This window comes from Bacillus sp. 7894-2 (assembly GCF_002272225.1).
Taxonomy (GTDB): domain Bacteria; phylum Bacillota; class Bacilli; order Bacillales; family Cytobacillaceae; genus Cytobacillus.
In genome coordinates, this window is the sequence record NZ_NPDG01000090.1 from 1 (window position 1) to 24973 (window position 24973).

Annotated in this window: 26 protein-coding genes and 1 riboswitch; of the genes, 7 read left to right on the forward strand and 19 right to left on the reverse strand. The window is 42.4% G+C overall.

Going from position 1 to position 24973, the window contains the following annotated elements; genetic code table 11:
- Positions 1–96: 96 nt before the first annotated feature.
- The 8 genes from CHI10_RS13730 to spoIIIAA form a co-directional block, all read right to left on the reverse strand.
- Positions 97–636: a SpoIIIAH-like family protein gene (locus CHI10_RS13730; protein ID WP_076258081.1), complete on the reverse strand. Its 540-nt coding sequence runs from the start codon at positions 634–636 to the stop codon at positions 97–99.
- A 3-nt stretch (positions 637–639) separates the two neighbouring features.
- Positions 640–1308 (reverse strand): stage III sporulation protein AG, encoded by a 669-nt coding sequence (gene spoIIIAG, locus CHI10_RS13735; protein WP_048008237.1) that lies wholly within the window; start codon positions 1306–1308, stop codon positions 640–642.
- Positions 1301–1933, reverse strand: coding sequence for a stage III sporulation protein AF (gene spoIIIAF, locus CHI10_RS13740; protein WP_095244815.1), 633 nt, complete (start codon positions 1931–1933; stop codon positions 1301–1303). The genes spoIIIAG and spoIIIAF overlap by 8 nt, the downstream gene beginning before the upstream one ends.
- A gap of 12 nt (positions 1934–1945) precedes the next feature.
- Positions 1946–3145 (reverse strand): stage III sporulation protein AE, encoded by a 1200-nt coding sequence (spoIIIAE, locus tag CHI10_RS13745; protein ID WP_095244816.1) that lies wholly within the window; start codon positions 3143–3145, stop codon positions 1946–1948.
- 87 nt (positions 3146–3232) lie between these two features.
- Positions 3233–3622, reverse strand: coding sequence for a stage III sporulation protein AD (gene spoIIIAD, locus CHI10_RS13750; RefSeq protein WP_172581968.1), 390 nt, complete (start codon positions 3620–3622; stop codon positions 3233–3235).
- A gap of 15 nt (positions 3623–3637) precedes the next feature.
- Positions 3638–3844, reverse strand: a complete 207-nt coding sequence (gene spoIIIAC, locus CHI10_RS13755) for a stage III sporulation protein AC (protein ID WP_009332905.1) — start codon at positions 3842–3844, stop codon at positions 3638–3640.
- A gap of 52 nt (positions 3845–3896) precedes the next feature.
- Positions 3897–4412 (reverse strand): stage III sporulation protein SpoIIIAB, encoded by a 516-nt coding sequence (gene spoIIIAB, locus CHI10_RS13760; protein ID WP_048008240.1) that lies wholly within the window; start codon positions 4410–4412, stop codon positions 3897–3899.
- Complete coding sequence (gene spoIIIAA, locus CHI10_RS13765; protein ID WP_095244817.1) at positions 4413–5336, reverse strand: stage III sporulation protein AA; 924 nt, start codon at positions 5334–5336, stop codon at positions 4413–4415.
- A gap of 191 nt (positions 5337–5527) precedes the next feature.
- Here spoIIIAA and CHI10_RS13770 point away from each other — a divergent pair, with 191 nt between their 5' ends.
- The 3 genes from CHI10_RS13770 to CHI10_RS22390 all read left to right on the forward strand — a co-directional run bounded on the left by CHI10_RS13770 (position 5528) and on the right by CHI10_RS22390 (position 7921).
- Positions 5528–6910 carry an alkaline phosphatase gene (locus CHI10_RS13770; RefSeq protein WP_095244818.1) on the forward strand — a complete coding sequence of 461 codons (1383 nt, stop codon included), beginning with the start codon at positions 5528–5530 and terminating at the stop codon, positions 6908–6910.
- A 73-nt stretch (positions 6911–6983) separates the two neighbouring features.
- Entirely contained in the window at positions 6984–7670 is a 687-nt protein-coding gene (locus CHI10_RS13775) for an SIMPL domain-containing protein (protein ID WP_095244833.1), read from the forward strand.
- Positions 7671–7753: 83 nt separating this feature from the next.
- Positions 7754–7921 (forward strand): hypothetical protein, encoded by a 168-nt coding sequence (locus tag CHI10_RS22390; protein WP_179289036.1) that lies wholly within the window; start codon positions 7754–7756, stop codon positions 7919–7921.
- A 33-nt stretch (positions 7922–7954) separates the two neighbouring features.
- Here the strand turns inward: CHI10_RS22390 and efp are convergent, their stop codons facing one another.
- The 4 genes from efp to CHI10_RS13795 all read right to left on the reverse strand — a co-directional run bounded on the left by efp (position 7955) and on the right by CHI10_RS13795 (position 10764).
- Complete coding sequence (gene efp, locus CHI10_RS13780; protein ID WP_095244819.1) at positions 7955–8512, reverse strand: elongation factor P; 558 nt, start codon at positions 8510–8512, stop codon at positions 7955–7957.
- Positions 8513–8537: 25 nt separating this feature from the next.
- The gene (locus CHI10_RS13785) at positions 8538–9599 is read right to left on the reverse strand and encodes a M24 family metallopeptidase (protein ID WP_095244820.1); all 1062 of its coding nucleotides are present in this window, start codon (positions 9597–9599) and stop codon (positions 8538–8540) included.
- Between the two features lies 1 nt (position 9600).
- On the reverse strand, positions 9601–10047 hold the full coding sequence (aroQ, locus tag CHI10_RS13790) for a type II 3-dehydroquinate dehydratase (RefSeq protein WP_095244821.1): 447 nt from the start codon (positions 10045–10047) through the stop codon (positions 9601–9603).
- A 186-nt stretch (positions 10048–10233) separates the two neighbouring features.
- Positions 10234–10764 carry a YqhR family membrane protein gene (locus tag CHI10_RS13795; RefSeq protein ID WP_095244822.1) on the reverse strand — a complete coding sequence of 177 codons (531 nt, stop codon included), beginning with the start codon at positions 10762–10764 and terminating at the stop codon, positions 10234–10236.
- Between the two features lie 427 nt (positions 10765–11191).
- Here CHI10_RS13795 and CHI10_RS13800 point away from each other — a divergent pair, with 427 nt between their 5' ends.
- Positions 11192–11578 carry an SA1362 family protein gene (locus CHI10_RS13800; RefSeq protein ID WP_286137362.1) on the forward strand — a complete coding sequence of 129 codons (387 nt, stop codon included), beginning with the start codon at positions 11192–11194 and terminating at the stop codon, positions 11576–11578.
- Positions 11579–11610: 32 nt separating this feature from the next.
- Here the strand turns inward: CHI10_RS13800 and CHI10_RS13805 are convergent, their stop codons facing one another.
- From CHI10_RS13805 to CHI10_RS13820, 4 genes are all read right to left on the reverse strand, one after another.
- Positions 11611–12495: a patatin-like phospholipase family protein gene (locus tag CHI10_RS13805; protein ID WP_095244824.1), complete on the reverse strand. Its 885-nt coding sequence runs from the start codon at positions 12493–12495 to the stop codon at positions 11611–11613.
- 105 nt (positions 12496–12600) lie between these two features.
- On the reverse strand, positions 12601–13626 hold the full coding sequence (gene splB / locus CHI10_RS13810) for a spore photoproduct lyase (RefSeq protein WP_095244825.1): 1026 nt from the start codon (positions 13624–13626) through the stop codon (positions 12601–12603).
- 144 nt (positions 13627–13770) lie between these two features.
- Entirely contained in the window at positions 13771–16332 is a 2562-nt protein-coding gene (locus CHI10_RS13815; protein ID WP_095244826.1) for a vitamin B12-dependent ribonucleotide reductase, read from the reverse strand.
- A gap of 349 nt (positions 16333–16681) precedes the next feature.
- Positions 16682–17518 (reverse strand): lipoate--protein ligase family protein, encoded by an 837-nt coding sequence (locus tag CHI10_RS13820; protein ID WP_095244827.1) that lies wholly within the window; start codon positions 17516–17518, stop codon positions 16682–16684.
- A gap of 182 nt (positions 17519–17700) precedes the next feature.
- On the opposite strand from CHI10_RS13820, the gene CHI10_RS13825 reads away from it, so the two are divergent.
- On the forward strand, positions 17701–18084 hold the full coding sequence (locus tag CHI10_RS13825; RefSeq protein ID WP_035329981.1) for a rhodanese-like domain-containing protein: 384 nt from the start codon (positions 17701–17703) through the stop codon (positions 18082–18084).
- A gap of 47 nt (positions 18085–18131) precedes the next feature.
- Here the strand turns inward: CHI10_RS13825 and gcvPB are convergent, their stop codons facing one another.
- Genes gcvPB through gcvT form a run of 3 tightly spaced genes read right to left on the reverse strand, consistent with a single transcriptional unit; the run spans position 18132 to position 22051 of the window.
- Positions 18132–19592, reverse strand: a complete 1461-nt coding sequence (gcvPB, locus tag CHI10_RS13830) for an aminomethyl-transferring glycine dehydrogenase subunit GcvPB (RefSeq protein WP_095244828.1) — start codon at positions 19590–19592, stop codon at positions 18132–18134.
- A complete protein-coding gene (gene gcvPA, locus CHI10_RS13835) occupies positions 19585–20931 on the reverse strand; it encodes an aminomethyl-transferring glycine dehydrogenase subunit GcvPA (protein WP_095244829.1) in 1347 nt (448 codons plus the stop codon). Before gcvPA ends, gcvPB begins: the two co-directional genes overlap by 8 nt.
- A gap of 16 nt (positions 20932–20947) precedes the next feature.
- Complete coding sequence (gene gcvT, locus CHI10_RS13840) at positions 20948–22051, reverse strand: glycine cleavage system aminomethyltransferase GcvT (protein WP_095244830.1); 1104 nt, start codon at positions 22049–22051, stop codon at positions 20948–20950.
- Between the two features lie 159 nt (positions 22052–22210).
- Positions 22211–22299: riboswitch (glycine riboswitch) on the reverse strand.
- A 180-nt stretch (positions 22300–22479) separates the two neighbouring features.
- Between gcvT and CHI10_RS13845 the strand changes: the two genes are divergently transcribed.
- Together CHI10_RS13845 and CHI10_RS13850 are read left to right on the forward strand one after the other, a co-directional pair.
- Positions 22480–24168: a DEAD/DEAH box helicase gene (locus CHI10_RS13845; RefSeq protein ID WP_095244831.1), complete on the forward strand. Its 1689-nt coding sequence runs from the start codon at positions 22480–22482 to the stop codon at positions 24166–24168.
- Entirely contained in the window at positions 24146–24940 is a 795-nt protein-coding gene (locus CHI10_RS13850) for a YqhG family protein (protein WP_095244832.1), read from the forward strand. The genes CHI10_RS13845 and CHI10_RS13850 overlap by 23 nt, the downstream gene beginning before the upstream one ends.
- Positions 24941–24973 lie beyond the last annotated feature (33 nt).

Below are 24973 nucleotides of genomic sequence, written 5' to 3' on the forward strand. Positions count from 1 at the left end.
AACTCAGTATATTTACACAAAGTACAACAAACCTTGCAAAAACAGACTAAAATAAAAAAGAGAGCCCTAAAATTGTTGCAGGCTCCCATTACAATTTTATTTTTCAACCTGGAATTCAACAGCCACTGCTTCAAGCTTTCCAATTTCGTTTCTTACTTCCTGGATGATGTTGTTTGCAGCTGAAGCTGAATGATCTTTTGCCTTAACCGTAATTTGGACCTTCTTGCCATCAGCACGGACAAGCACATCTTCATAATCCATCGCTCTGATTAAAGTTTCAAGCATCGCTTCCTTTTGCGCAATTTCATTTAATTCATCAATTTGATCTTTTGCCTTCATTCTTTCTTCTGCAGGAAGATCAGTTTGACCAAGGACCTCCTGCAGGTCTTCCTTCATGCGGCTACGCTCGTCATCAAGCTGAAGGCGGAGATTTTCAAACATTTCATCACTGGCAGTGTTTGTAATGATCGCTTTGCCATCTTCACTCTCAACTGAGTCCATTTCACCCTGTGCCTTTTCTTCCATACCGGCAAGGTCACTGCCTTTTTGCTCCGGTGATGTTACATAATAAACCGATAATACAACCACTAAACTCAGCATTGTTAATAGCCAGACCGTTTGTTTCTTTAAAAGCATCTATTATTCCCCCTTGGTTTTTTTAGGCATTACGGATACTCTATGGCTTGGAACATCCAGAGCTCTGGTTACTGCCTCAATAATCCACTTTTTCACTTGTATATTTTCAGCCCCTTTTGCTACAACCAGCACGCCCCTTATTTCAGGTTTCTTGGTTTCTATGACAATGGGAACCTCTTTTTCTCCATTTCGGACAATCACAAGCTGTTCCTCCTGTGACTGATCCTCAACCTTCCTTTTGCCGCCTTCCCGATCTGTTTCATCGGTTTTCTGTGTTTGGGTTGTTTTGTTTTTTTCAAGGACTTTCTTTTCTGTGGCATCGACATTCACCACAACAGTGGCATCTTCCACCCCTACGATTGCATCAAGCGCCTCTTTTATTTGGGCTTCATATGCCTTTTCATAATTGGCGATGGTGTCATTTCCCCCGGATTTCTGCTGGCCGAAGACTGGCACTTCTTCCTCCTGCTTCACTTCTTCCCCATTTTTAAATACGGGCAAATCACCGGTGGAACCGTCTTCTTGAAACAGCGTATTGCTGATCAGCATGATCGCTGCTCCAAATAGGAGAACAAGCAGCAAATAGTGGAATTTTCCGGGCTTCTTATCAGACTGTCCATCCTTGGAAATTATCTTCTTTAACCATGTGAAAGGACCTTTTTCATTATCCATCCCTATCCATATTCCCCCCTTCTACCAGAACTTCGATTGAGTTTGCGTCTACATTCCATTTTTGTGCGAGAAGAGAAGCAATTCTTCCTGCATCTTCATGTTCGGGCCCGCTGGATGGAAGAGGTTTCCCGGCATTGATTTCCACTGTTTTAACCACTTCTACAGCTTCAGCTTCTGCATCTTCTGCTTTGAGTTGGATCATGACCTTTTGCAGGTTATCCGGGAAGGCTTGATCACTGCTTTCATCTACTAAAATATCAATGTTAGCAATTTCCAGACCGTACTGTTCCATCAACTCCTCTTCTGCGTCCTGTTTCATGTGGACAGCCATTTGTTCTAAAATATATGCATCACTTGAGGCTTGTATTTCTTTTTTCTTCATTTCTATTAAATTTTCCATATTTTTTTCTCCTGAAGCCTCAAAAACCGGCACGGAAACAAGAGCTTCTTCAAAATCACTTGATATAATTCTCAAAATCGGTGTAAGAATAATCGCTATTAATAGCAGCCCTGTCACCATTTTTGTATATTTCTGAAGCTTGGAGCTGGGGAGGAGCATATCTATGACAGTGGCAAGCAGAACAAATAATATGATGTTGGTTACCCATTCTTTTATGAAATCCACTTCATTCCCTCCCTACCTGACCATCATGGTCAAATTGCCGGCCGCTATAATAACCGTAATGCTAAGGAAAAACATCAGGGAGACAATGGCCAGAGCTGCAAAAACATAGATGATGCTCTTGCTGATTATATCCAGGCAGGATATGATCGGCCCTCCTCCCAGCGGCTGCAAAATCGCTGCCGCAAATTTATATATAAACGCAATCATTAAAATTTTGATTGCAGGAAAAGCTGCAATAATAAGGAGAATGGCTACTCCTGCTATCCCGACAGTATTCTTCAAAAGCACCGATGCACTGATTACGGTATCTGTTGCATCTGTAAACATCCTTCCAATGACCGGAATAAAATTCCCCGTAATAAACTTTGCTGTACGGATGGTAATTCCATCGGTAACCGCTGCAGATGCTCCCTGAACTGAAATAACTCCGAGAAAGACCGTCAGGAACATCCCAAGAAGTCCAATGCTCCAGTTCCGGAGCAGATTGGCAAGCTGAGTTACCTTATAGTGTTCTGACAATGTGCTGACAATGCTTAACAGGGCTGATAAAAATATAAGCGGAAGAATGACATACTGGATAAATACTCCGCTGACATTCATCAAAAATAGGATAACCGGGTGGAAAAACGCTGCAGATACCAACCCCCCGGAAGAAGCAATCAGCGCAAGCAGCAGCGGTATGAGAGCCATTATGAATGACACCATGGTTGAAATGGTTTCCTCCGTGTATGTGATCGCTACATGGAAGCTATTCAGCGCGATAATAATCAACACCATGAAGACGATTGAATAGGCTGCTTTACTGACATTGCTTTTTTCAAATGAATTCTGCAGCGACTGCAGGAACATGCTGAATACCGTCAGCAATATCAGAGTTCCAAGCAGTTTCCCGTTGACTATAAACTCATGGAATATAAACTTCATCGCGCCGCCAGCCCACTCTTTTAATGAAAATTCCTTTTCTCCCTTTATGAATTCATAGAGACTTCCCTTTTGGCTCTCGGGCAAAAACCCTCCATACTCTGTTGTGATTTCTTCCCAAAATCCCTTTAATTCATTAAGATCTAACTTATCCACCTGGGATTCAATTAAATCCTGAGGGGAAATCGTTTCTTCTGCTTCGCCGGTCTTAGGTGAGGCTTGTACAATTGGTGCCAGGAAAAAGAATAGAAGTAAACTGAATCCTAAAATTTTCTGCATCCTTTGCTTCATTTTTTCACCTCTTTTAAAGGACCCTCTCTAATTCCAGCAATATGAGCTTGTCCAGTCGGGCTGCCTTTCGTTTCAGCAGGCAGCCGGCTAGCTCGGAATCATGCGAATAATGGTTTCGATTAATACAGTAAGGATTGGAATGGCCATGGCAAGAATAAGTATTTTCCCGCCCATTTCTATTTTTGCTGCAATGGCTCCCTGTCCTGCATCTTTGGTAATTTGGGCAGCAAATTCAGCAATATAGGCTATTCCAATTATCTTTAAAATGGTTTCTACATAGACGATATTCACCTTTGCATTGACGGCAATCTTTTCAATCATATGGATAATGGCATAGATTTGGTCGACCAGAAAGAGAAAGATGGCACAGCCGACAAAAACAATCAGCAAAAAGGCAAAATTCGGCTTTTGCTCCTTAACAATCAGCGCCAGGAACGTGGCAACAAGCGAAAATCCGACTATCTGGAGAATTTCAATGGCTGAGCCCCCCTTTTATCCCTGAAACAAGAAGACTGATTTAATTTTTTGAAAAAGGTTATCTACAATGGAAGCAACCATAAATAAGATATAAATAAATCCGAAAAGCGTTACCCATTGGGCGTATTCTTTTTTGCCCACCTGATCCAGAATAGTATGCAAAAAGGCTACAACAATTCCCACACCCGCTATCTTGAATATGATATCTACCTCTAAGCCCATCTTTTCTCCCCCTAAGCTCTGATCAGCGTCCGGCAAATCAAGCCGGCGTTTCCTACATTAGTAAAATGATTAAGAGCAATCCGGATAAAAACCCCAGACTTTTGACCATTCTCTCGTATTTCACTTGTCTGTCATGTGCATCAGCTTCTTCACGTTCCAGGTGGGTGAGGGTCAGCATGATCTGCTTTTGCTGAGAAAGACGGTCATGTCTTCCAAGTGTTTCGCCAAATTGCTTCATGATCTCGAATTCCCCTTGTTTAAAGGCGGTCATTTTCCATATTTCCGTCAAGCTTTCTTCCCAGGCGTCCTTTACTGTCGTTTCGGAATCGGTCAGTTTTTTTGCAAAGGATTCAAAGAACCAGGATAAGGGCTTGGAAAGCTGGTCAGAAAGCCGTCTGGCTGCTTCATGAAGAGGTGTATGGCCATACATAATTTCAGCCTCTAATGACTGCAGTGCCGATTTAAGCTGACGAAGCTGGCGCGGCCGTTCGGTCAGGTGCCTTGAAGCTTCAAACCCTGCCCATGTTGTTGCAATGATGATCAAAACTGCTCCAATAAGCTTCATCATTTACATCACGCCCGCTTGATGCTGAAATCTTGAACCGTCTGTGTTTCGTATGCAGTCAATGCTGCCTGGCCCATCTTTTCTGCTCAATTCAATAAACCGCTGAAAAACATCCATTTCAAGTATGGCCTGTAAAGTCGGGCGCCTCTTAATTTCCTCCAGGGAATTTCCATGAGTAGTCATAATCAGCTTTATTCCGGCATTTACTGCCTCCATTATGGCGTCTGCATCTTCATGCCTGCCAATTTCATCGACAACGAGAACCTCGGGGCTCATGGAACGAATCATCATCATCATGCCCTCAGCTTTGGGACAGGCATCAAGGACATCAATCCTGTTTCCAAAAGTCATTTGGGGGATCCCATTCACACATCCTGCTATTTCGGAGCGTTCATCCACAATCCCAACCTTACTCGCAGGAAGGCCACTATCTGGATCACCAGAAGAAATGATTCTTGCGATATCGCGCAGCAAAGTGGTTTTACCAGTCTGCGGCGGCCCAATAATCATCGTATGCAGCCATCCACCCCTGTAAATTCTCGGTATCAGCGTTTGGGCAATGCCAACTTTCTCTCTGGCAATTCTAATGTTAAAAGAGGAAATATCCCTGATCGCCTTAACCTTGCCCTGCTCAAGAATAACCTTTCCTGCAAGCCCAACCCGATGGCCGCCCTCAATCGTGATATAACCTCTTTTCAGCTCTTCCTCGAGTGTGTAAATCGAAAAATGGCTTATTTTATTCAGTAAATGCACGGCATCCTCTGAATCAACTATATAAGGGAGAAAATGCGGTACTCCCCTTGCTGTCAGTTCAATCGGCCTCGAAATGCGGACCCTGATTTCCTCCAGATCCTTTAAGATTTTCGGAGGGATTCTCTGTAATTGTTCGGCAATTTTTTTCGGCAAAAAGGCTATAATCGTTTCCAAGTCTGCTCCTCCATTTCTCAATCTGATTTCGGACTAGCTTCTCATTATTTAAAATGTATGCCTGCAGCAAAACAATATGACTTAGATTTGAAAGCTTCACATTTATTTAGTACAAGCTTTTGCCTGAGTAAAAAAATATCTTTCTTCAAAAAATAATTCAAAAGGAACATAGAGAAAGGCTGGTGCCATTTATGAAAGCAAAATGCATTTACATCATGGTTATTCTTCACCTGATTGTTCTTGGTTTCTTACCTGCAGAAGGAATAGCTCATCAGAGAAATACAAACGGACCGAAAAATGTCATTCTGATGATTGGCGATGGAATGGGAATTGGCCAGATTGAGATTGCAAGAAAACTGGAATACGGGAAGGACGGGCGGCTTTTCCTGGAATCTCTGCCTCACACCGCATTGGTGCATACCGAATCTGCCAATAATTTTGTGACAGACTCAGCTGCCGGCGGTACGGCACTGGCAATTGGAAAAAAAACAAATAATGAGATGATTGGAGTTACGCCGGATGGGAAGGAAGCAGACAGTATCCTTGATTTATTCAAGGAGAATGGTAAAAAAGCAGGGGTTATATCCACCAATACAGTAACAGATGCAACACCCGCAGCCTTTACAGCAAGTGTTGCCAACAGATGGTCCGGACAGGGGGAAATTGCACGCCAGCAGCTGAAATTCGGGGTGGATGTGCTGCTGGGAGGCGGCAGAGCATACTTCACACCGGAAAAGCAAAGCGGGAGGGATTTAATAAAAGAGGCTAAACAAAATGGATATACTTTTGCCGGGAATCGGGAAGAATTGCTGAATGCCAAAGGCTCAAAGCTGCTCGGCCTGTTCAATGACGGATATATGAGTTTTAAACTGGACCGGCCTTTACTGAACAGCAAAGAACCCAGCTTAAAAGAAATGACTGAAAAAGCGATCGATGTACTCGCAAAAGGAGAACAGGGATTTTTCCTCATGGCAGAAGGAGCAAGAATTGATCATGCATCACACGCAGGTGATATTACAAGCATCTGGAAAGAAACCATTGAATTTGATGAAGCTGTTAAATATGCAGTTGAATGGGCAAAAAAGGACAAAGAGACACTGGTTTTGGTTGTCGCAGATCATGAGACTATGGGAATATCAGCATCAGAGCCGCTGGAGATACAGCAATTAAAGGAAATCAAGGCGACACCGCAGTATATGGTCAGCCAATTGGCAAGAGATGAAGACAGGGGAATTTATCGATCTGAAAGTGTAAAGGGTGTTCTAAAAAAGTATGCGAATATTGATTTAAACCAGCAGGAGATTGAAGCGTTTAATGGGAAGCTAATGAACACAGACAGCAAGGTTTATCCTCAATATTTAGCAGCATGGGAAATAGGAAGCCTGATTGCTGAGAAATATCACGGGGGAATTTTAACGGATACAGTAAGATCTCTCAGCTCGACCGGCGGACATACAGGCAATATGATTCCTTTATTTGCTTATGGCAATGGGAGCGAAACTTTTACAGGAGTGCTGGAAAATACGGATATACCAAAAAAAATTGCCGGACTGATGAATTACAGCTGGCATTAATATTATGCGCATTTTCTTTCTTTCTCCCGCGTAATTCTAGAAAGATACATTCATGAAAGCGGGTGCGAAATTTATGTATTATTATCAGCCATTTGTCCGCAATACTGTGCACAATGGAAGCCATGAAAGATCCAAGCCAAATACTATAAGGGTTTCAGGTGAAGGAAAGATAGCTGTACAGCCAGATCAGGCTAATATAAAGCTGGGAGTTTTAACAGAAGACCAGGAGCTTCAGAAAGCACAGGAGCAGAATGCTGCTGCCATTTCAAATGTCAAAAAGGCTCTTAATGCCATTGGAATAACAGATAAACAAATTCAAACATCAGACTTCTCCATTTTTCCGCAGTATGATTTTGTGGATGGCAAGCAAATTTTCCGCGGTTACAAGGTTGAGCATATATTGGACATTACAGTCAATGAGATTGAAAATACAGGACTTGTAGTAGATACAGCAGTAGACAGCGGTGCAAATACTGTTAGAGGAATTACTTTTGAAACAGAAAACCGGCAGGAATTGTATCAGAAGGCACTAAGCTTGGCTGTATTGGATGCTTTTAGAAAGGCAGAAACCATTGCTTCTTCACTAAGAGTCCAATTAATCAGTACCCCAGTATCCGTTTCTGAAGGAACTTTAGGTCTGGTGCAGCCTGTTTCTTTTGAGTCCTCCACTTTTGTTAAAAGTGCCGTCAGCACACCTATCCAGCCGGGAACAATAGAAATCCAAAGCCTCATCACGGCAGAGTTCATATACTACAGCTAGGAAATCTTCGGCTTATAATCGCAGTGAAGAAGCAAATACTATTAAGGTGACATTGAGCAATTTTATAGAAAAGAGGTTATTTGATGAATGAAAATTTAGATGAATTTTTAAAAAATCAGAAAAAAGGCGACAGGGCTTATCTGGACGGAACCCGCGATAACAGAACACCTCCCACATCTGATCCTGATTATAATAATCGCAATGACACTGACGTATCCCCCGGCGCTGAAGGCAGGAAGTATAAAGGATAAAAAAAATCCCGATTTCTCGGGATTTTTTTCAAACTATGCACGCGATACGTATGAACCATCAGTTGTATTGACGATCAGTTTATCCCCTTCGTTAACAAAGAAAGGAACTTGCACTATCAGGCCGGTTTCAACTGTTGCAGGCTTTGTTCCGCCGGATGCAGTATCCCCTTTAATACCTGGTTCTGTTTCCGTTACTGTAAGCTCAACAGAGTTAGGAAGCTCGATTCCAAGAGACTCTCCATGATAAAGCATAATAGCAACTTCCATGTTTTCTTTTAAAAACTTTAATTCATACTCAATTGATGATGCAGGCAGCTCGATTTGCTCATAAGACTCATTGTCCATGAAAACATGCTGATCCCCATTTGCATAAAGGTACTGCATTTTACGGTTATCGATCTGAGCTTTCCCTACTTTTTCACCTGCACGGAAGGTTTTTTCCTGAATGGCGCCTGTGCGAAGGTTGCGCAATTTGGAACGTACAAAAGCCGCTCCTTTTCCTGGTTTAACGTGCTGAAAATCCATTACGCGCCAAATACCGTTATCAACTTCAATCGTTAATCCCGTACGAAAATCGTTTACTGAAATCATAAGTTTGTCCTCCTAATGTGTACAATTAAAGAATAATTAATTCTTTAGTAGAATGAGTAAGCGTTTCATTATGATCATTTGTTATGACTGTATCATCCTCAATGCGGACACCGCCAAGTCCCGGTATGTAAATGCCAGGCTCCACCGTTACAATCATTCCAGGTTCAAGGATAACATCTGACTTAAATGATAAAGCAGGCCCTTCATGCACTTCAAGGCCGATCCCGTGTCCGGTAGAATGGCCAAAATATTCGCCATAGCCTTTACCAGCAATATAATCACGAGTTAAGGCGTCTGCTTCTTTGCCGCTCATTCCAGGTTTAATGCCTTCCATTCCCCGCTCCTGGGCTTCCTGCACAATGGTATAGATTTCTTTCAGCTTATCTTCCGGTTCCCCAACAGCAACTGTGCGGGTAATATCTGAAACATACCCCTTATAATAAGCACCGAAGTCCAAAGTGACAAAATCGCCTTTTTCAATAACCTTATCACTGGCAACTCCATGCGGAAGAGCAGAACGGTACCCTGATGCTACGATAATGTCAAACGATGATGAATCTGCACCCGCTTTTCTCATAAAGAATTCTAATTCATTCGAAACTTCCAGCTCCGTAATACCTGGCCGAATGACATCAAGAATATGTTTAAACGCAGCATCTGCAATGTCTGCTGCCACCTTTATTATCTTAATCTCTGAATCGTCCTTTATCAAGCGTAACTTTTCAATGGTGTCAGAAACAGGGACAAGCTCGGCGTTAACAGCTTTTTCATAGGCTTTATAGGATGAAAAGGTTACATGATTCTCTTCAAAACCAAGCTTTTTAATCCCAAGCTGTTCTGCCTGTTTGGCGACTTCTTCCGTAATGGCACCAGTATGCTTTACAATTTCATATCCTTCACATTGTTTAGCAGCCTGTTCCGTATAACGAAAATCGGTTATAAAGAGTGCTTTATCCGCACTGACTAGAACCACGCCCGATGAACCGGTAAAACCAGTCATATAACGGCGATTGTAATTGCTGGTAATCAGCATCCCATCTATCCCTGACTCTGTAAAGCGTGCACGTAATTTTTGTATTTTCTCCATATTATCCTCTCCCCTTGACAAAATCCGTTAATGCATAAAATGCCAGTTCATACCCTTTAAAGCCAAGGCCGACTATCTGGCCCATTGCAGCGGGTGCAATGACAGAAATATGCCTGAATTCCTCCCTGGTATGAACATTTGAAATATGTACTTCGATCACAGGAACCTGTATTCCTGCAACAGCATCCCTTAATGCGTAGCTATAATGAGTAAATGCCCCGGGATTGAAAATTATACCCTGTGTGCCATCTTCATTGGCAAGGTGAAGCCTGTCAATAAGTTCACCTTCGTGATTTGACTGAAAACAGGTTACTTCTGTCTTATATGAAGCGCCCAATGCCTTCATATTTTGCTCCAGCTGACCCAGTGTTTCTTTTCCATAAACACCTGGTTCCCTTTTGCCGAGCAGGTTTAAATTCGGCCCATTTAACAGGAGTATTTTCCCCATATTCAACCCCCTATTCTAACAATTGCTTACAGGCTTCTCCTTCTATTTAACATCCTGATGAAAGCACTGAAAAAGAATGCCCACTTATGAACATTCTATCATAAAGCAAAATTTCTTACAGTTCTGATGTATAGCGCTTTTCGCATTATTTTCATTATCACCGCTCGAATATTGAGTATATTTTCATCAGGTTAAGTCCGGATCTGTGCGGGCCTTTTTTTCATCTTCAGTTTTGCCTTTCAGTTCTTGAGCTTCATATGAAATGGAATACCCTACAAATACACCAAATAAAATATAGAAACAAAGTGATGTAATAATCGTATTTCGCTCAAGATCCCAAAACGGGCTGATTCCAGGGAAGATTGGATTGAGTATAAAGAACACCAGTAAAAAAAGGGCAACTCCATAGCCAGCACCCACGAAAATACTTTGAAATTTCCGCAGCGCTGCATAATAGATCAGGGCAGCTATAATAGATATTCCCCCAATCAGGAAAATTGAGATCAGTGTCCCAAGCCATCCCTCTTTCCAGGCTCCAATCGTCCAGGGCTCGAGAATGACATTAGGGCGAATTTCCGTGAAATTAAACACATAAGCAAGATAGGCCAGTCCGCTCCAAAGAATGCCCCCAACCAGTCCGGTAATGACCACCATTGTCATAAAAGACATTGGTTTTTCCCTTTGATCCTGTTCCAAGCGCTCTTTTTCTTCTGCCACTTTGCGCCACCTCCTTTTCCTATTATGTCCACACACAATTATTCCATTGCATCCTATTTTAAATAAAAGCGGCCGGAATAATTTCTGCAGCATAAACTGTTCATATTTTTTATATATTTTCCTGTTATATAAAGGTTTTATGAGATTTTAAGTCGAATAAAATAATTAAGGATGAAGCTCTTTAATTTTGTGATTTTCCGGTTATGCGAGTTCCGGGACTGAGGTCCACAGCATAAATTTAAGTAAAAGCATTTTCATGATTATCTGGAAAATATTACTGTCACTTATTAAAAGTTAATGATCTACTGTTTAAATTGTAAAGAAATAGGAAAGTTAAAAAATAAAGTCAGATTTCATCATTATTTCGATAAACTTTATCTTATAGAGTTTAAAAGCTTATAAAATTGCTCATCATGCTTTTAGGGAGGTGGCTTTCTTGAAAAAACCATTTACATTTTATATTGTCTCCGGTCTTATAATTCTGGCTGTTATCGGAGTTGCCGTCAGCCTGATCTCAAATCCTGCCGGTTTTTTGGAGAGAATAGCTGTCATTGTCATCATTGGAGCTGTTGTATACTTTCTTTTTCAGCGCTTTAACAGATCTAATCCCTCTAAGCGAGAGCAGCGAGCTTTTATAAAGGCAGCCAAAAAATCAAAAAGACGCTTTAATAATAAAGAATCGGGTTCTGCCAATGGCAGAAAGGGATCTGTCGGTTCCATTACTTCCATTAAAAAATCCAAGAAAAAGTCTTCTCCACATTTGACAGTCATAGAAGGCAAAAAAGGCAAAAAGAAAAATCGAGCCTCCCTTTAATCCGGGCTCGATTTTTTTGTTGAGTTTTCTAATTAGTAGCTCCATGATGAAAAAAACTTTTCCGCACATTGCCTGCCATGCTCCAGAAGATCTTTTTTCTTCTGCTCGGTTATATTAAATTCCGCAGTCAGTACACCGTCGGTCGGAATGAAAATAATATTTTGTGCATGTTTTCTCGAGATGTATCTTGCATCATGCGCGTCCTTCATCGTTTCAAAAAGCGCCGCATACATTTGTATGGCGTTATCGATTTTGTTCGGGGGCCGTTCGCTTAAGTTATGACTTAACTTTATCCCGAGCACAGGCCTGGTTTTTTTTACATTTTCCTTATCAAAAAGCCACATTGGGAAATTACTTAAAACCCCGCCATCCACGATGACACTTGTACTGCTGTAGCCATTCAGCTTGACCGGCTCAAAAAAATACGGGAGGCTGCAGCTCATCCTGATCGCTTTTGCTACCGGAAATGAAGCTGGATCTATGCCATAATGCACAAGATCATCTGGCAGTACAACCAATCTTCCATTTGTCAGGTCTGACGCTATGACTCTAAGCGATTGAGGCGGCAGATCTGAAAATGTTCTGATCCCCCTGTCTCCTAATTTCTGAGTCATCCAGCTTTCGAGCTCAGATCCTTTATATAGTCCCAGATGCCAATATAGATTAAGCCATTTTCCGACTGCAAAGGGGATAAATGTTGTTCTTTCATCAAGAAGCTTTTTGAGTTCAAATTCATCGACGAGCCGATATATTTCCTCACTTGTATAATTAGCAGCTATTAACGCAGCCACAATGGATCCTGCACTAGTGCCAGCAACCCGCTTGAAGCGAAATCCTCTTTTATGAACTGCTTCATATGCGCCGATTAAGGCAAATCCTTTGATGCCCCCTCCTGAAAAAACACCATCTATATACATGTAAGCCACTCCTGTCGATGTACTTGCTCATAGAGGAACCTTTACTTATACATCTTTAATCAGGAGCTTTTTAAATTAGTACGTCTGACAAGCAAAATTTCATAATTAAGTAAAATATTGCACTTCTGCCTCTGGAAAATAGGAATGAATATACTCCCTGATTGTATGTTCCAGATTCTTTGCTTCATCTGTCGGATAAACATACTTGCCTATACCATATCTTCCCCACTTATATTTTCGCTTTTCTTCATCCATTTCAAGTTTTGTTTTTGGGTAGCGTTTTTCAATTACTTTTTTTGCCGGTTTCGTAAATCTATGCTGGATTAATTCGAAAGTTAAGCCATTCAGATTGATGCCATCGAGTGAACTGCTTAACCTTTGAAACAGTTCATGGTAGCCTTCACGCCAATCATCGTGCATATAAATGGGTGCTACGATAAAGCCAAGCGGATAGCCGGCATTGGCTACTTTTCGGGCAGCTTCAAGCCGGTCATCAAAAGAGGAAGTACCCGGCTCAAAGTTTTTTATTACGTAGCGGGAATTGACACTAAATCGGAACCGGGTTTTGCCATTATGTTTTGCATCCAGCAAATGATCGACATGATGGTACTTGGTGACAAACCGAAGCTGGCCGTATTCAGTCTGACCGATAAATTCAATCGTTTTCTTCAGTGAATGGGTCAGGTGATCAATCCCTACTATATCGGAAGTACACGCTGCTTCAAAGCGTGTCAGCTCTGGCTTCCGCTCTTCCATATATTTAGAGGCCTGATCAAAAATTTCTTCAAGGTTTACATACGTCCGGATATACGGCTTGCTGCCAAGGGTGGTTTGCAAGTAGCAATAATGGCAGTGCCCCATGCAGCCAGTAGCAAGGGGGATGGCGTATTCTGCAGAGGGCTTGGATGTATCAAATTTCAGAGTCCGTCTGATTCCTACTACTAAAGTGGATTTCGCATTGCGGTATTTCTGCAATTCATTATCGCCAGGAATATTCCTCACCTGATTATGTGAAGTTGTTTCCCTGATTTCTATATTCATTTTCTCGAATTTTCCCTTTAGTTCTCTTCCTAATGGATACTCAAGAGCTTGAGGCTCTATATAAACGAGCTGCGGGATAAATGGCTTCATTGAATTAACCTCTCTTTGTCAATTTGTCCTGCCGTTATATAATCTCGGCTGAACCCTATGACTGTAGTATGAGCCAAATAATCAAAAGCAAAAAAAGAAGATGGAACAATTATTTCCATCTTCTCTCATTCGTTTTATTTATTTTTATAAACCGCATTTCAGCTGTGCATTACAGTTTGTGCAAGTATTGCAGCCGCCGATTTCTTTGACTTTTCCTTTGCGGCATACCGGGCATGTATTGCCTACTTCTGAACCGATTGTTACATCGGTGGAACGAAGGTCACTGATTGTATCAACCAGCACAACATGCTGCTTTGATTTTTCTTTTTTGACTGTGTCATTACCATCAAAGCTGTTCTCTTCAGCTTTCAGCGTCAATACTTGAGAATCGCGTGATCCGTCCACATATACTGTTCCTCCCTTTGCACCGCCGCGGTATAAGCGTTCATACACCTTTTCAACCTGTTCAACACTGTAGCCTTTCGGTGCGTTGACAGTTTTACTAATCGAGCTGTCGATCCAGCGCTGAATCACACATTGAACATCTGCGTGCGCTTCTGGAGCAAGATCCATCGCTGCGATAAACCACTCAGGCAGATTTTCAGGATCTGCATCCGGATTGCGGTCTAAATATTCCTGAACAATATCTGCCTTCACTTCAATGAACTTGCCTAAGCGGCCGCTTCTGAAGTATGAGAAGGAGAAATATGGTTCAAGGCCTGTAGAAACACCAACCATGGTCCCTGTGGATCCCGTAGGAGCAACGGTTAGAAGATGTGAATTGCGGATTCCGCTTTCTAAAATAGAAGCACGGATATCCTCAGGCATTTTCTGCATGAAGCCTGTTTCGGTAAAAGCTTTGCGCAGGCGATTTGTTTCTTCAGGATTTTCACCTGTTAAGAACGGGAAGCTTCCTTTTTCCTCCGCAAGCTTTACAGAAGCTTTGTATGCTGATGTAGCAATGGTCTCAAAGACTTTATCAATCAGCACGTTGCCTTCTTCAGAGCCATATTCTGTTTCACAATAGATGAGCAAATCATGAAGCCCCATAACGCCAAGACCAACTCGCCGCTCGCCTAATGCCTGCTTTTTGTTCTCTTCAAGGAAGTATGGTGTAGCATCTATTACATTGTCCTGCATCCGTACACCTACTTCAACAGTACGCTTCAGCTTTTCAAAATTAACAGTTTTATTTTCTTTATCTGCCATTTCTGCAAGATTTACTGCTGCAAGGTTGCATACAGAATTTGGCGCCAGAGGCTGCTCGCCACATGGGTTTGTAGCTACAACCCTTTGTCCGTATGCCTGTGCATTCGTCATGTCGTTTGCGTTATCGATAAAGAAGATGCCTGGTTCAGCTGAGTATGTTGCACAGATGTTAATCAGGTTCCAAAGCTCTTTCGCTTTAATTTTACGGTGAACGCGGACTTTATAGCCTAGTTTTGCCCAATCTCTGACATCACCGACTTTATGCCATTCTTCGTTGTATGTTTTCATCGTTTCGGCATCATAGGATTCAACATCAGGGAAACGAAGCTCATATTCTCCATCATTTTCAACCGCATCCATAAATTCTTTCGTGAGGCAGACTGAAATGTTTGCTCCTGTAAGGAACTCAGAGTTATGAACACTATAAGTACCGCCAGCCGCCAGCTTCTCCTCAGCATCTTTTATGATGTTTTCACTGAAGCCGCCATAGCCTGGAATGCTTTTATAATTAATAATGCCCTGGTACATGGCAATTTCCTGTTCATTAAATGGAGTAAATTTCAGTTTTTCTTTAGCATATTTTTTTATTGTTTCATCATTTGTATTTTCAAGAAGGAAGCGTAAAATTCTCGGGTTTTGCATTTTCGAGATGATGAATTCGATAATGTCCGGATGCCAATCGGATAGCATAATCATCTGCGCACCTCTGCGGGATCCCCCCTGCTCCACCAGGTGTGTAAGCTTCGCAATATCATCCAGCCAGGAAACCGAACCGGAGGATTTGCCGTTTACACCTTTGGCCAGTGTATTGCGAGGTCTCAGAGTTGAACCGTTTGTCCCTACTCCGCCGCCGCGGCTCATGATCTCCATTACCTGCTTGCGGTGCTCGGAGATTCCTTCACGGGAATCCTGCACGAATGGCATTACATAGCAGTTGAAATACGTAACATCTGTGTCAGCACCAGCTCCATACAGCACGCGGCCAGCCGGAATGAAATTCAGGTTTTTCAATTCCTGATAGAACTTCTCAAACCATTCTTTTCTCTTTTCTTCGGTCTTCTCAACCGATGCAAGGCCTGTTGCGTTACGCTTGGCGATTTGCTCATAGAAGATTTCCAAAGGCTTCTCGATTACATCAAGAGGCTTTGTAATAATGCCTGTTCTCGATTCTTCCGGATCATCCAGCACTCCTCTGTAATCTTCCTCTACTAAAACCTTGGCTGTCTTGTTTTCCCAGTCAATATCGAGGATGTAGCCTAAGCCGCGTGCAGGAAATTTGGGATCTTCCTTAATGGTGAGGACAACGAAGTCACCGTTTGTGAGTGTCACTTTCTCGGTGTCTTTGAAGGTATAGCGATCTAGCATAACCAAGCGGGAAACACCTTTGTGGGTCATTTTCATATCTGAGGTTACTGGGTGAACCTGAGGAAAGAGACGGATGTCCTTGTTTAAACGTTCAATGTTCAATTTCATTTTTTGTCCTAGAGCAACAGACATTGTTACAACTCCTTCTAAATTCAATTATCTAATTAATGTGTGTAAGTATTCTGTCAGATAGAGTAAATCTATCTGTTTTAAAAGAGTACCCTAAAGTTACCATAACTCAAACCTCAAAATCAATATATAGTGTCCTAAATATTTTCGACACCACTACATATTGTGTCTGATTCAACTGAATCTGATTTTGTCAAACTTAAAATATACTAAAATTTAAAGAAAAACAGAGTTAACAGCCGATTTCCGACATTTAACGATAAATTTTAACATATTTTGAAGCTTGCACTTTTCCAAAGCAATAATTGGAAAATTATTCATTAAAAAAAGAGAAAAAGCGACTTAGCCGCTTTTATCTCTTATAGTTCCAGTCATCACTTTCATATCGTTCTTTTGCGATTTTTTGCACATATGCCATCTCTTCATCTGAAAGCTCGTAAGGTTCCAGTACAATGTCCAGGCCTTCCTCAAACCCTTTCTTGAAAGCTGCCTTAGCCTGTTCAAGAGTAATATTTTCTGCTGTCAGCTCGTTTATGGCAACAGCTTTATTTTTAAAAGCCTTTTGCATTCTCTCTTTTACCCGGTCATTAGGATATTTGAATAAGCTGAACAGCTTGTCTTCATCCAAATCAAGCAAAATAGAGCCATGCTGAAGGATTACACCTTTTTGTCTTGTTTGTGCACTCCCTGCTACTTTACGTCCTTCTACAACAAGTTCATACCAGCTTGGGGCATCAAAACAAACAGCAGATCGTGGATTTTTTAGAGAGTCTCTTTCTTCAGCCGTCTTTGGTACAGCAAAATAAGCTTCCATTCCCAGAGCGTGAAAACCTTTTAGAATTCCTTCAGAAATGACTCTGTATGCTTCAGTTACTGTACTCGGCATTTCCGGGTGGACTTCAGGAACGATGACACTGTATGTGAGTTCATGTTCGTGCAGCACCCCTCTTCCGCCTGTTGGTCTGCGGACGAACCCCAGGCCATGCTGCTTCACTGCTTCCATATCTATTTCTTTTTCAACCTTTTGGAAGTATCCAATTGAAAGAGTTGCAGGATTCCAGCCGTAAAACCGGATTACAGGTGGCATCTTCCCTTCACTGTTCCAATCAAGCAAGGCTTCATCCAGAGCCATATTAAAAGAAGGCGAACCTTCTCCTGAATCGATAAACCGCCAAACTTCTTTAGTCATATGTAACCCTCATTTTCAATTTCTTTAACTGGTCATTTGCGGTTATTAGTCTAACAAAATTCCGATGAAAATTAAAGCAAGTTGAATTTCCATAACAAATTTTCCTGATTTCCTTTACTCCAATCAGGAAAGACTTATATAATATTAGTTGGCTTACCTATGCGTGAAAGGAGAAAGACATATTGGAAACACTTTATTTCATTCTTATCATTTTGGGTGCAATCATTACCTATTCTGTCATAACATGGTTTTATCAGCGCCGAATTGTTAAAACGCTTACTGAAGACCAGTTTAGAGAAGGCTATAGAAAAGCCCAGTTAATCGATGTTCGCGAACCAAATGAATTTGAAAACGGCCATATTTTAGGTGCACGCAATATACCGCTTTCACAAATGAAAATGCGCATGAAAGAATTGCGTCCGGACAAGCCAGTCTACTTATATTGCCAGAGCGGCATGAGAAGTGCGAGAGCTGCCCAGTTTTTGCACCGTAAAGGCTACAAAGACCTTTCACACCTGCAGGGCGGGTTTAAAAAATGGTCCGGAAAAGTGAAGGCGAAAAAATAATATGTTATTTTAAAAGGCCCCGTCAGTTTGACGGGGCCTCTTGTTTATTATTGCTTTTGGTAACGGAGAACCGGCTTTCTTGCAGCCATGGTTTCATCCAGACGGCCAATAACTGTTGTATGTGGTGCTTCCTGAACAATCTCAGGGTTTTCCTCAGCTTCTTTTGCAATTTGAATCATCGCGTCGACAAAAGCGTCCAGCGTTTCTTTGGATTCTGTTTCAGTCGGCTCAATCATGATGCACTCTTCCACGTTAAGAGGGAAATAGATGGTTGGCGGATGATAGCCAAAGTCAAGAAGGCGCTTGGCAATATCCAACGTACGCACGCCAAGCTTCTTCTGGCGCTTGCCGCTTAAAACGAATTCATGCTTGCAATGTCTGTCAAATGGCAGGTCAAAGAATGGCTCAAGCCTTCTCATCATATAGTTTGCGTTTAGTACCGCATTTTCCGTAACAGCCTTCAGTCCATCCGGCCCCATAGTACGGATATAAGTATAAGCCCGGACATTGATGCCGAAGTTTCCATAATACGGCTTCACGCGGCCGATTGATTGCGGGCGGTCATAATCAAATTCATACTGGTCACCCTTCTTAACCAATACAGGCTTAGGAAGGTATGGGATCAGATCAGCTTTTACGCCGACAGGGCCAGATCCCGGTCCGCCGCCGCCATGCGGTCCTGTAAAGGTCTTATGAAGATTAAGGTGAACAACATCAAATCCCATATCTCCAGGGCGTGCCTTTGAAAGTACTGCATTCAGGTTAGCTCCATCATAGTAAAGCTTTCCGCCGGCGTTGTGAACAATCTCTGCCATTTCAAGAATGTTTTCTTCAAACAAACCTAAAGTATTCGGGTTAGTCAGCATAAGAGCAGCAGTGTCCTCGCCAACCACTCTTCTTAGATCCTCTAAATCCACCAATCCATTTTCATCCGATTTAACCGTTACTGTTTCAAAGCCTGCAACTGTTGCGGATGCCGGATTTGTTCCGTGGGCAGAGTCAGGAACGACTACTTTAGTACGTTTGGTATCGCCATTCGCTTCATGATAAGCACGGATCATCATTAACCCGGTCCATTCTCCGTGTGCTCCTGCAGCCGGCTGAAGTGTAACTTCATCCATTCCTGTAATTTCAATCAGGTGCTCCTGCAGATCATACATCAATTCCAGTGCACCTTGAACAGAGCTTTCATCCTGCAGCGGGTGCAAGTGGGCAAAACCGTTGAAGCGTGCTACATTCTCATTGATTTTAGGATTATATTTCATTGTGCAGGATCCAAGTGGATAAAATCCCGAATCAACACCATGATTTCGATTGGAAAGTGCAGTATAGTGGCGCATGATATCAAGTTCTGACACTTCCGGGAGCTCAGGCTCTTCTTCACGCAGATAGCCTTCAGGAAGAAGCTCGCCCAGGTCAATTTCCGGAATATCCATTTCCGGCAGGCTGTAGCCGATACGGCCTTCTGTGCTTAATTCAAAGATGAGTGGCTGATCTTCCTTATGCATGGTAATCCCCCATTTCTTTAACGAATGCATCAATTTCTTCCTTCGTTCTCAATTCCGTTACAGCAACAAGCATATGATTTTTCAGGTCAGCATAATCTCTGCCCAAATCGTAGCCGCCAATAATGTCCTTTTCAAGGAGCTTTTGATTTACTTCTTTAACAGGCTTATTCAGCTTGATGACGAATTCATTAAACGAAGGACCTTCGAATGGAACTTCAAAGCCGGCAGCCTTAAATTGCTGTTTTGCATAATGGGCTTTTTGCATGTTGGCAGCAGCCATTTCCTTTACGCCCTTCTTGCCGAGAGCAGTCATCGCTACAGATGCCGCCAGTGCGTTGAGAGCCTGATTGGAACAGATGTTGGACGTTGCCTTATCACGGCGTATATGCTGTTCACGCGCCTGAAGGGTAAGCACGAAACCGCGGCGGCCCTGATCGTCTACCGTTTGTCCTACAAGACGACCCGGCACTTTTCTCATCAGCTTGGATGTTACCGCAAAGTATCCGCAATGAGGGCCTCCAAAAGCAGTAGGAATACCAAAAACCTGAGCATCTCCTGCTACGATGTCTGCTCCAAATCTTCCTGGAGGAGTAAGCGCGCCAAGGGCAAGCGGGTTGCTTGAAACAACAAACATGGACTTGTGGGCATGAATAATTTCCTCAAGCTCTTTTAATGGCTCGACTCTGCCAAAAAAGTTAGGGTACTGCACAATTACACCTGCGATATCATCGCCAATCATTTCATTTAGGGCTTCAAGGTCAGTGGTGCCGTCTTTATGAGGAATCTCAATCACTTCAATATACTGGCCCTTTGCGTATGTTTTAACTACTTCCTTAGATTCAGGGTGAACTGCGCTTGAGATTAGTATTTTCTTGCGGCGGGTGCTGCCTGCGCTTAGCATGGCTGCTTCAGCAAGTGCTGTTCCGCCATCATACATGGATGAGTTGGCCACATCCATTCCTGTTAATTCACAGATCATGGTCTGGAATTCAAAAATTGCCTGCAGCTCTCCCTGTGAAATTTCCGGCTGGTAAGGAGTATAGGCAGTATAAAACTCTGAACGGGATAATACATGATCGACAATGACCGGCATGTAATGATCATAAACTCCCGCACCAAGGAAAGATGAATTTGTGCGAAGATCAGCATTTTTTTGAGCCATTTTAGTAAGCTCTTTCAGTAAGGCTGTCTCTGATTTCGCCGGCTTGATGTCATATTCGCCCTTAAATCTCACACTCTCGGGAATATCACTGAATAATTCTTCCACAGAACTGACGCCGATCTTCTCAAGCATTGCTTTCTGGTCAGACTCTGTCATCGGTAAATAGCGATGTTTCATCATTTTCTCCCCCCGGTTAGTTCTTTTCTCTTTTGTAAAAAGGTGTTGCTTCAATCTTAGCCTTCAGCCGTTTGCCGCGGATTTCCACTTCCAATTCAGTTCCAAGCTCCGCATGCTCTTTCTTGATAAGGACAAGGCCGATGTTCTTTTTCAATGTCGGAGATTGAGTGCCTGTTGTCACTTCCCCGATCAATTCTTCCCCTTTAAATACAGGATATCCATGGCGCGGAATACCGCGGTCAATCATTTCAATTCCGGCCAGCTTGCGCGGAACCCCGTTATCCTTTTGATTCTTAAGCACTTCTTTGCCAATAAAGTCGGCTTCTTTATTCACCTTGACTGCAAAGCCAATTCCTGCCTCTAGCGGTGTGATCTCAGGTGAGAGCTCCTGACCGTATAGTGCCAGGTTGGCTTCAAAGCGAAGAGTATCCCTTGAGCCTAGTCCGCATGGGAGCACGCCTTCTTCTTTGCCCGCTTCAAGAATTTCATTCCATAATGCAACTGCATCCCTGGCATCACAGTAGACTTCAAATCCGTCTTCTCCTGTGTATCCTGTTCTGGAAACAAGCGCTTTCTTGCCATTCAAATCAACATCCTGCTGGAATTTAAAAAATCCAATATCCGACAAATTAGTCCCAGCAAGCTTTTGAAGCACTTTTTCTGCAAGCGGCCCCTGAATCGCCAGCTGCGCCATATCTTCTGAAAGGTTTTTCAATTCCACATTGCCTTCTGCATGGTCCTGAAGCCAGTTGAAATCCTTTTCGATATTGGAAGCATTAACAACAAGCAAATAGTGGTCATCCTCTATTTTATAGACAAGTAAATCATCGACAGTTCCGCCATTTTCATAGCACATGGCTGTATATTGAGCACCTGAGTTCTTTAATTTGGAAATATCGTTCGTCATCATTTTTTGAAGATATTTAAGACTGTCCGTCCCCTTCACTTCGATTTCACCCATATGGGATACATCAAAGAGGCCGGCTTTTGTACGGACTGCTTCATGTTCTTCTTTAATGCTTGAAAATTGAACAGGTAGATCCCAGCCCCCGAAGTCGATGGTTTTTGCTCCGTAATCCTTGTACACCTCAAATAAAGGCGTGCGTTTTAACTGTGACATTTACTCGTCCCCCTTAAATCTTTTGAAATTTGTTTTAGGAACATAAAAAAGGACAGAATATCCCCTCAATTATGAGAAGATCTCTGTCCTTGCACCTGAAAGTTTACCGAAACCGGCTGTCCCCTTGGGTGGCTTATTAAAAAGCACTCTCCAGAGCTGCGTCAAACAAGAGTTCTTTTGCCTGAGAGATTCACAGATTTTGCTTGCTCCTTCGGCGCTACTAATGTAGTCTCTCCCCTTGTAATCATTCGCATTTATAAAATTTTCCAAGATGGTCATACTTATACCAAACAGAAAAAATTAAGCATCCATTACTTCGGTTAACTAAATGTAATGTGTTAACTTTCAAAACTTTCAAAGCTATTAACATCGTACCACCTTAACAAGGTTTGGGCAATATCTTTATATAGATAAAAGGAGCTGTTTTTATGACAGTGCAAATTGGCTTTGATTCTGCCTGGCAGGATGAATTCTTAAAAAGGATTGATGACGACGGCCCATGGGGAAACTGGGAGCTTTATAAACTTGCTGTTGAGGTTGAAAACCATACAACTATTCCTGACTTTGAAGGCTTGCAGGCTCCGAAGCATCTGCCGAACCTTACTCCACTTCCCCATCAGCTGGAAGTGGCCAAGCAGGTAGTCGAAAGCATGAACGGCAAGGCGATTTTAGCTGATGAAGTCGGTCTTGGAAAAACGATTGAAGCTGGGCTGATATTAAAGGAATATATGATCAGGGGACTCGTAAAAAAAGTCCTTATACTCGTTCCGGCTTCCCTTGTTTCCCAGTGGGCCATGGAGCTGAACAGCAAATTTTTTATTCCGGCTGTGGCGCAGCGGAAAAGCTATGTATGGGAACAATGCGACGTTGTGGTATCATCCATCGATACAGCCAAACGCAATCCTCATCGGGACATTATTTACAGCCTTGATTATGACCTGATTATTATAGACGAAGCTCACAAGCTAAAAAATAATAAAACGAGAAACTATGAATTTGTACAAAACCTTAAAAAGAAGTTTTGCCTCCTATTAACAGCAACACCCATTCAGAATCGAATCAGTGAGATCTTCAATCTTGTGTCCCTGCTTAAACCCGGACATCTTGGCAATGAATCAGCTTTTTATGAGAATTATAAAAAAGACTCACGCTCTTTGAACGATGATGCACATCTAAAGGAACTCGTAAACAAAGTCATGATCCGCAACCGCAGGGCAGATACCGGGATTGAATGGACCAAACGGCATGTGGAAACCATACCGATTGAATTTTCGCAGCCCGAGCATGAGCTCTATGAAGCGGTAACAGAGCTGCGGAGTGAAGAAAATTGGGTGAGTTCCAGCCAGTTTTCAGTAATGACACTGCAAAGAGAGGCATGCTCAAGCAGAGAAGCTGTCTATTTTACGCTTCAGAATATGCTGAAAAGACAGGAACAGCCTTCAATAGCTTTCCAGGAGCAAATACAATACCTTATTAAAAAGGTGGAAGCGGTTCAGCAAAACTCAAAAGCTCAAAAAGCACTTGAATTAATACAGAAAATAAATGACAAGGTCATAATTTTTACTGAGTATAGGGCAACACAAATGTATCTGCAGTGGTTTTTAAAGCAATATGGGATAACATCGGTTCCGTTCAGGGGAGGATTTAAAAGAGGCAAAAAGGACTGGATGAGGGAGCTTTTCCAAAAGAATGCACAAGTCCTGATTGCAACAGAAGCGGGAGGAGAAGGAATAAACCTGCAGTTCTGCAATCATATCATTAATTTTGATCTCCCCTGGAATCCAATGCGGCTCGAACAAAGGATTGGGCGCATACATCGTCTCGGCCAGGAAAAGGATGTCATGATTTATAATTTTGCCACAAAAGGAACAGTCGAAGAACACATAATGAAGCTTCTATATGAGAAAATACATCTCTTCGAAAAAGTCATCGGCGATTTGGACGATATTTTAACAAAGCTTGAATTTGGCAGTATTGACGATCACCTTGTTGATATTTTCGGAAGATCGGCTTCAGAAGGTGAAATGAGGATTAAAATGGAGAACTTGACGAGCATGATTCAATTCGCAGAGGATCTGAAAGAAGGTGAACTGAATGCAGCAACAGGAAATTCATAAATTCCTTGAAAGGTATTTTCACGCAAACGGGTGTGAAATAACTGATAAAGGTCCGGGGTATATGACCGTACAGCTGACGATTGATTTGGATAAGGAACTGATGAATCGGCCCTTTTATTGGCATTATCTCGAAAAAACAGGCGGAATTCCAAACCCGATGCAGCTGACGCTTATTACAAACCAGCAGCTGGCCCCGCCGCATATTAAGGGGGAAGTCATTCATTTTGGCTCCCCTAGGCTTCACCAGATCTTTGATTCGGCCAGGAACCTGGCAGGCTATATCCGATTATATGAAAATCACCGGCAGGCACCTGGAAAGCAGGTGCCGTTAAGACCATGGCTAGGAATGAACATTCGCGTATCTTATCAATGCGACCGAAAACGGGATGTCTTTAAATCCATCGGCCTCCAATTGATTAATGGCCAGATGGTCGAAAGTTTTCATGACAGATTGCTTGGCATGAGCCTTACGCCCAAAATCCCCGACTACTCGTTCACACTGTCTCCGCTTATTATGCCGCGAAGCGGAGTATACAGGGTAGCAAATTTTATTAAAGCCGAAATTGAACAAGAAGATCATATATGGGCTGATGAAGCCCGTCAGCGCTGGCAAAAAGATCTCAGCCTTCTTGAACATTTTTATGAAGAGGCAGAAGAAAAGGGCGAAAGCTATGAAAACGAAAAAACAGCTCTTCAGGAGCAATATGAACCAAAGGTTAATATCTCCATCATAAATGGCGGTCTCTTTTATCTGACAGACAGTGCAGTCTAAAAATGCAAAAAACCGGCAATTTGGTCTTGTCCC

Coding starts and splice junctions, on each gene's coding strand:
- CHI10_RS13730 (WP_076258081.1), bottom strand. CDS start 636: ATGCTTTTAAAGAAACAAACGGTCTGGCTATTAACAATGCTGAGTTTA.
- spoIIIAG (WP_048008237.1), bottom strand. CDS start 1,308: ATGGATAATGAAAAAGGTCCTTTCACATGGTTAAAGAAGATAATTTCC.
- spoIIIAE (WP_095244816.1), bottom strand. CDS start 3,145: ATGAAGCAAAGGATGCAGAAAATTTTAGGATTCAGTTTACTTCTATTC.
- spoIIIAC (WP_009332905.1), bottom strand. CDS start 3,844: ATGGGCTTAGAGGTAGATATCATATTCAAGATAGCGGGTGTGGGAATT.
- spoIIIAB (WP_048008240.1), bottom strand. CDS start 4,412: ATGATGAAGCTTATTGGAGCAGTTTTGATCATCATTGCAACAACATGG.
- CHI10_RS13770 (WP_095244818.1), top strand. CDS start 5,528: ATGAAAGCAAAATGCATTTACATCATGGTTATTCTTCACCTGATTGTT.
- CHI10_RS13775 (WP_095244833.1), top strand. CDS start 6,984: ATGTATTATTATCAGCCATTTGTCCGCAATACTGTGCACAATGGAAGC.
- CHI10_RS22390 (WP_179289036.1), top strand. CDS start 7,754: ATGAATGAAAATTTAGATGAATTTTTAAAAAATCAGAAAAAAGGCGAC.
- efp (WP_095244819.1), bottom strand. CDS start 8,512: ATGATTTCAGTAAACGATTTTCGTACGGGATTAACGATTGAAGTTGAT.
- CHI10_RS13785 (WP_095244820.1), bottom strand. CDS start 9,599: ATGGAGAAAATACAAAAATTACGTGCACGCTTTACAGAGTCAGGGATA.
- aroQ (WP_095244821.1), bottom strand. CDS start 10,047: ATGGGGAAAATACTCCTGTTAAATGGGCCGAATTTAAACCTGCTCGGC.
- CHI10_RS13805 (WP_095244824.1), bottom strand. CDS start 12,495: ATGTATATAGATGGTGTTTTTTCAGGAGGGGGCATCAAAGGATTTGCC.
- splB (WP_095244825.1), bottom strand. CDS start 13,626: ATGAAGCCATTTATCCCGCAGCTCGTTTATATAGAGCCTCAAGCTCTT.
- CHI10_RS13815 (WP_095244826.1), bottom strand. CDS start 16,332: ATGTCTGTTGCTCTAGGACAAAAAATGAAATTGAACATTGAACGTTTA.
- CHI10_RS13820 (WP_095244827.1), bottom strand. CDS start 17,518: ATGACTAAAGAAGTTTGGCGGTTTATCGATTCAGGAGAAGGTTCGCCT.
- gcvPB (WP_095244828.1), bottom strand. CDS start 19,592: ATGCATAAGGAAGATCAGCCACTCATCTTTGAATTAAGCACAGAAGGC.
- gcvPA (WP_095244829.1), bottom strand. CDS start 20,931: ATGAAACATCGCTATTTACCGATGACAGAGTCTGACCAGAAAGCAATG.
- gcvT (WP_095244830.1), bottom strand. CDS start 22,051: ATGTCACAGTTAAAACGCACGCCTTTATTTGAGGTGTACAAGGATTAC.
- CHI10_RS13845 (WP_095244831.1), top strand. CDS start 22,480: ATGACAGTGCAAATTGGCTTTGATTCTGCCTGGCAGGATGAATTCTTA.
- CHI10_RS13850 (WP_095244832.1), top strand. CDS start 24,146: ATGCAGCAACAGGAAATTCATAAATTCCTTGAAAGGTATTTTCACGCA.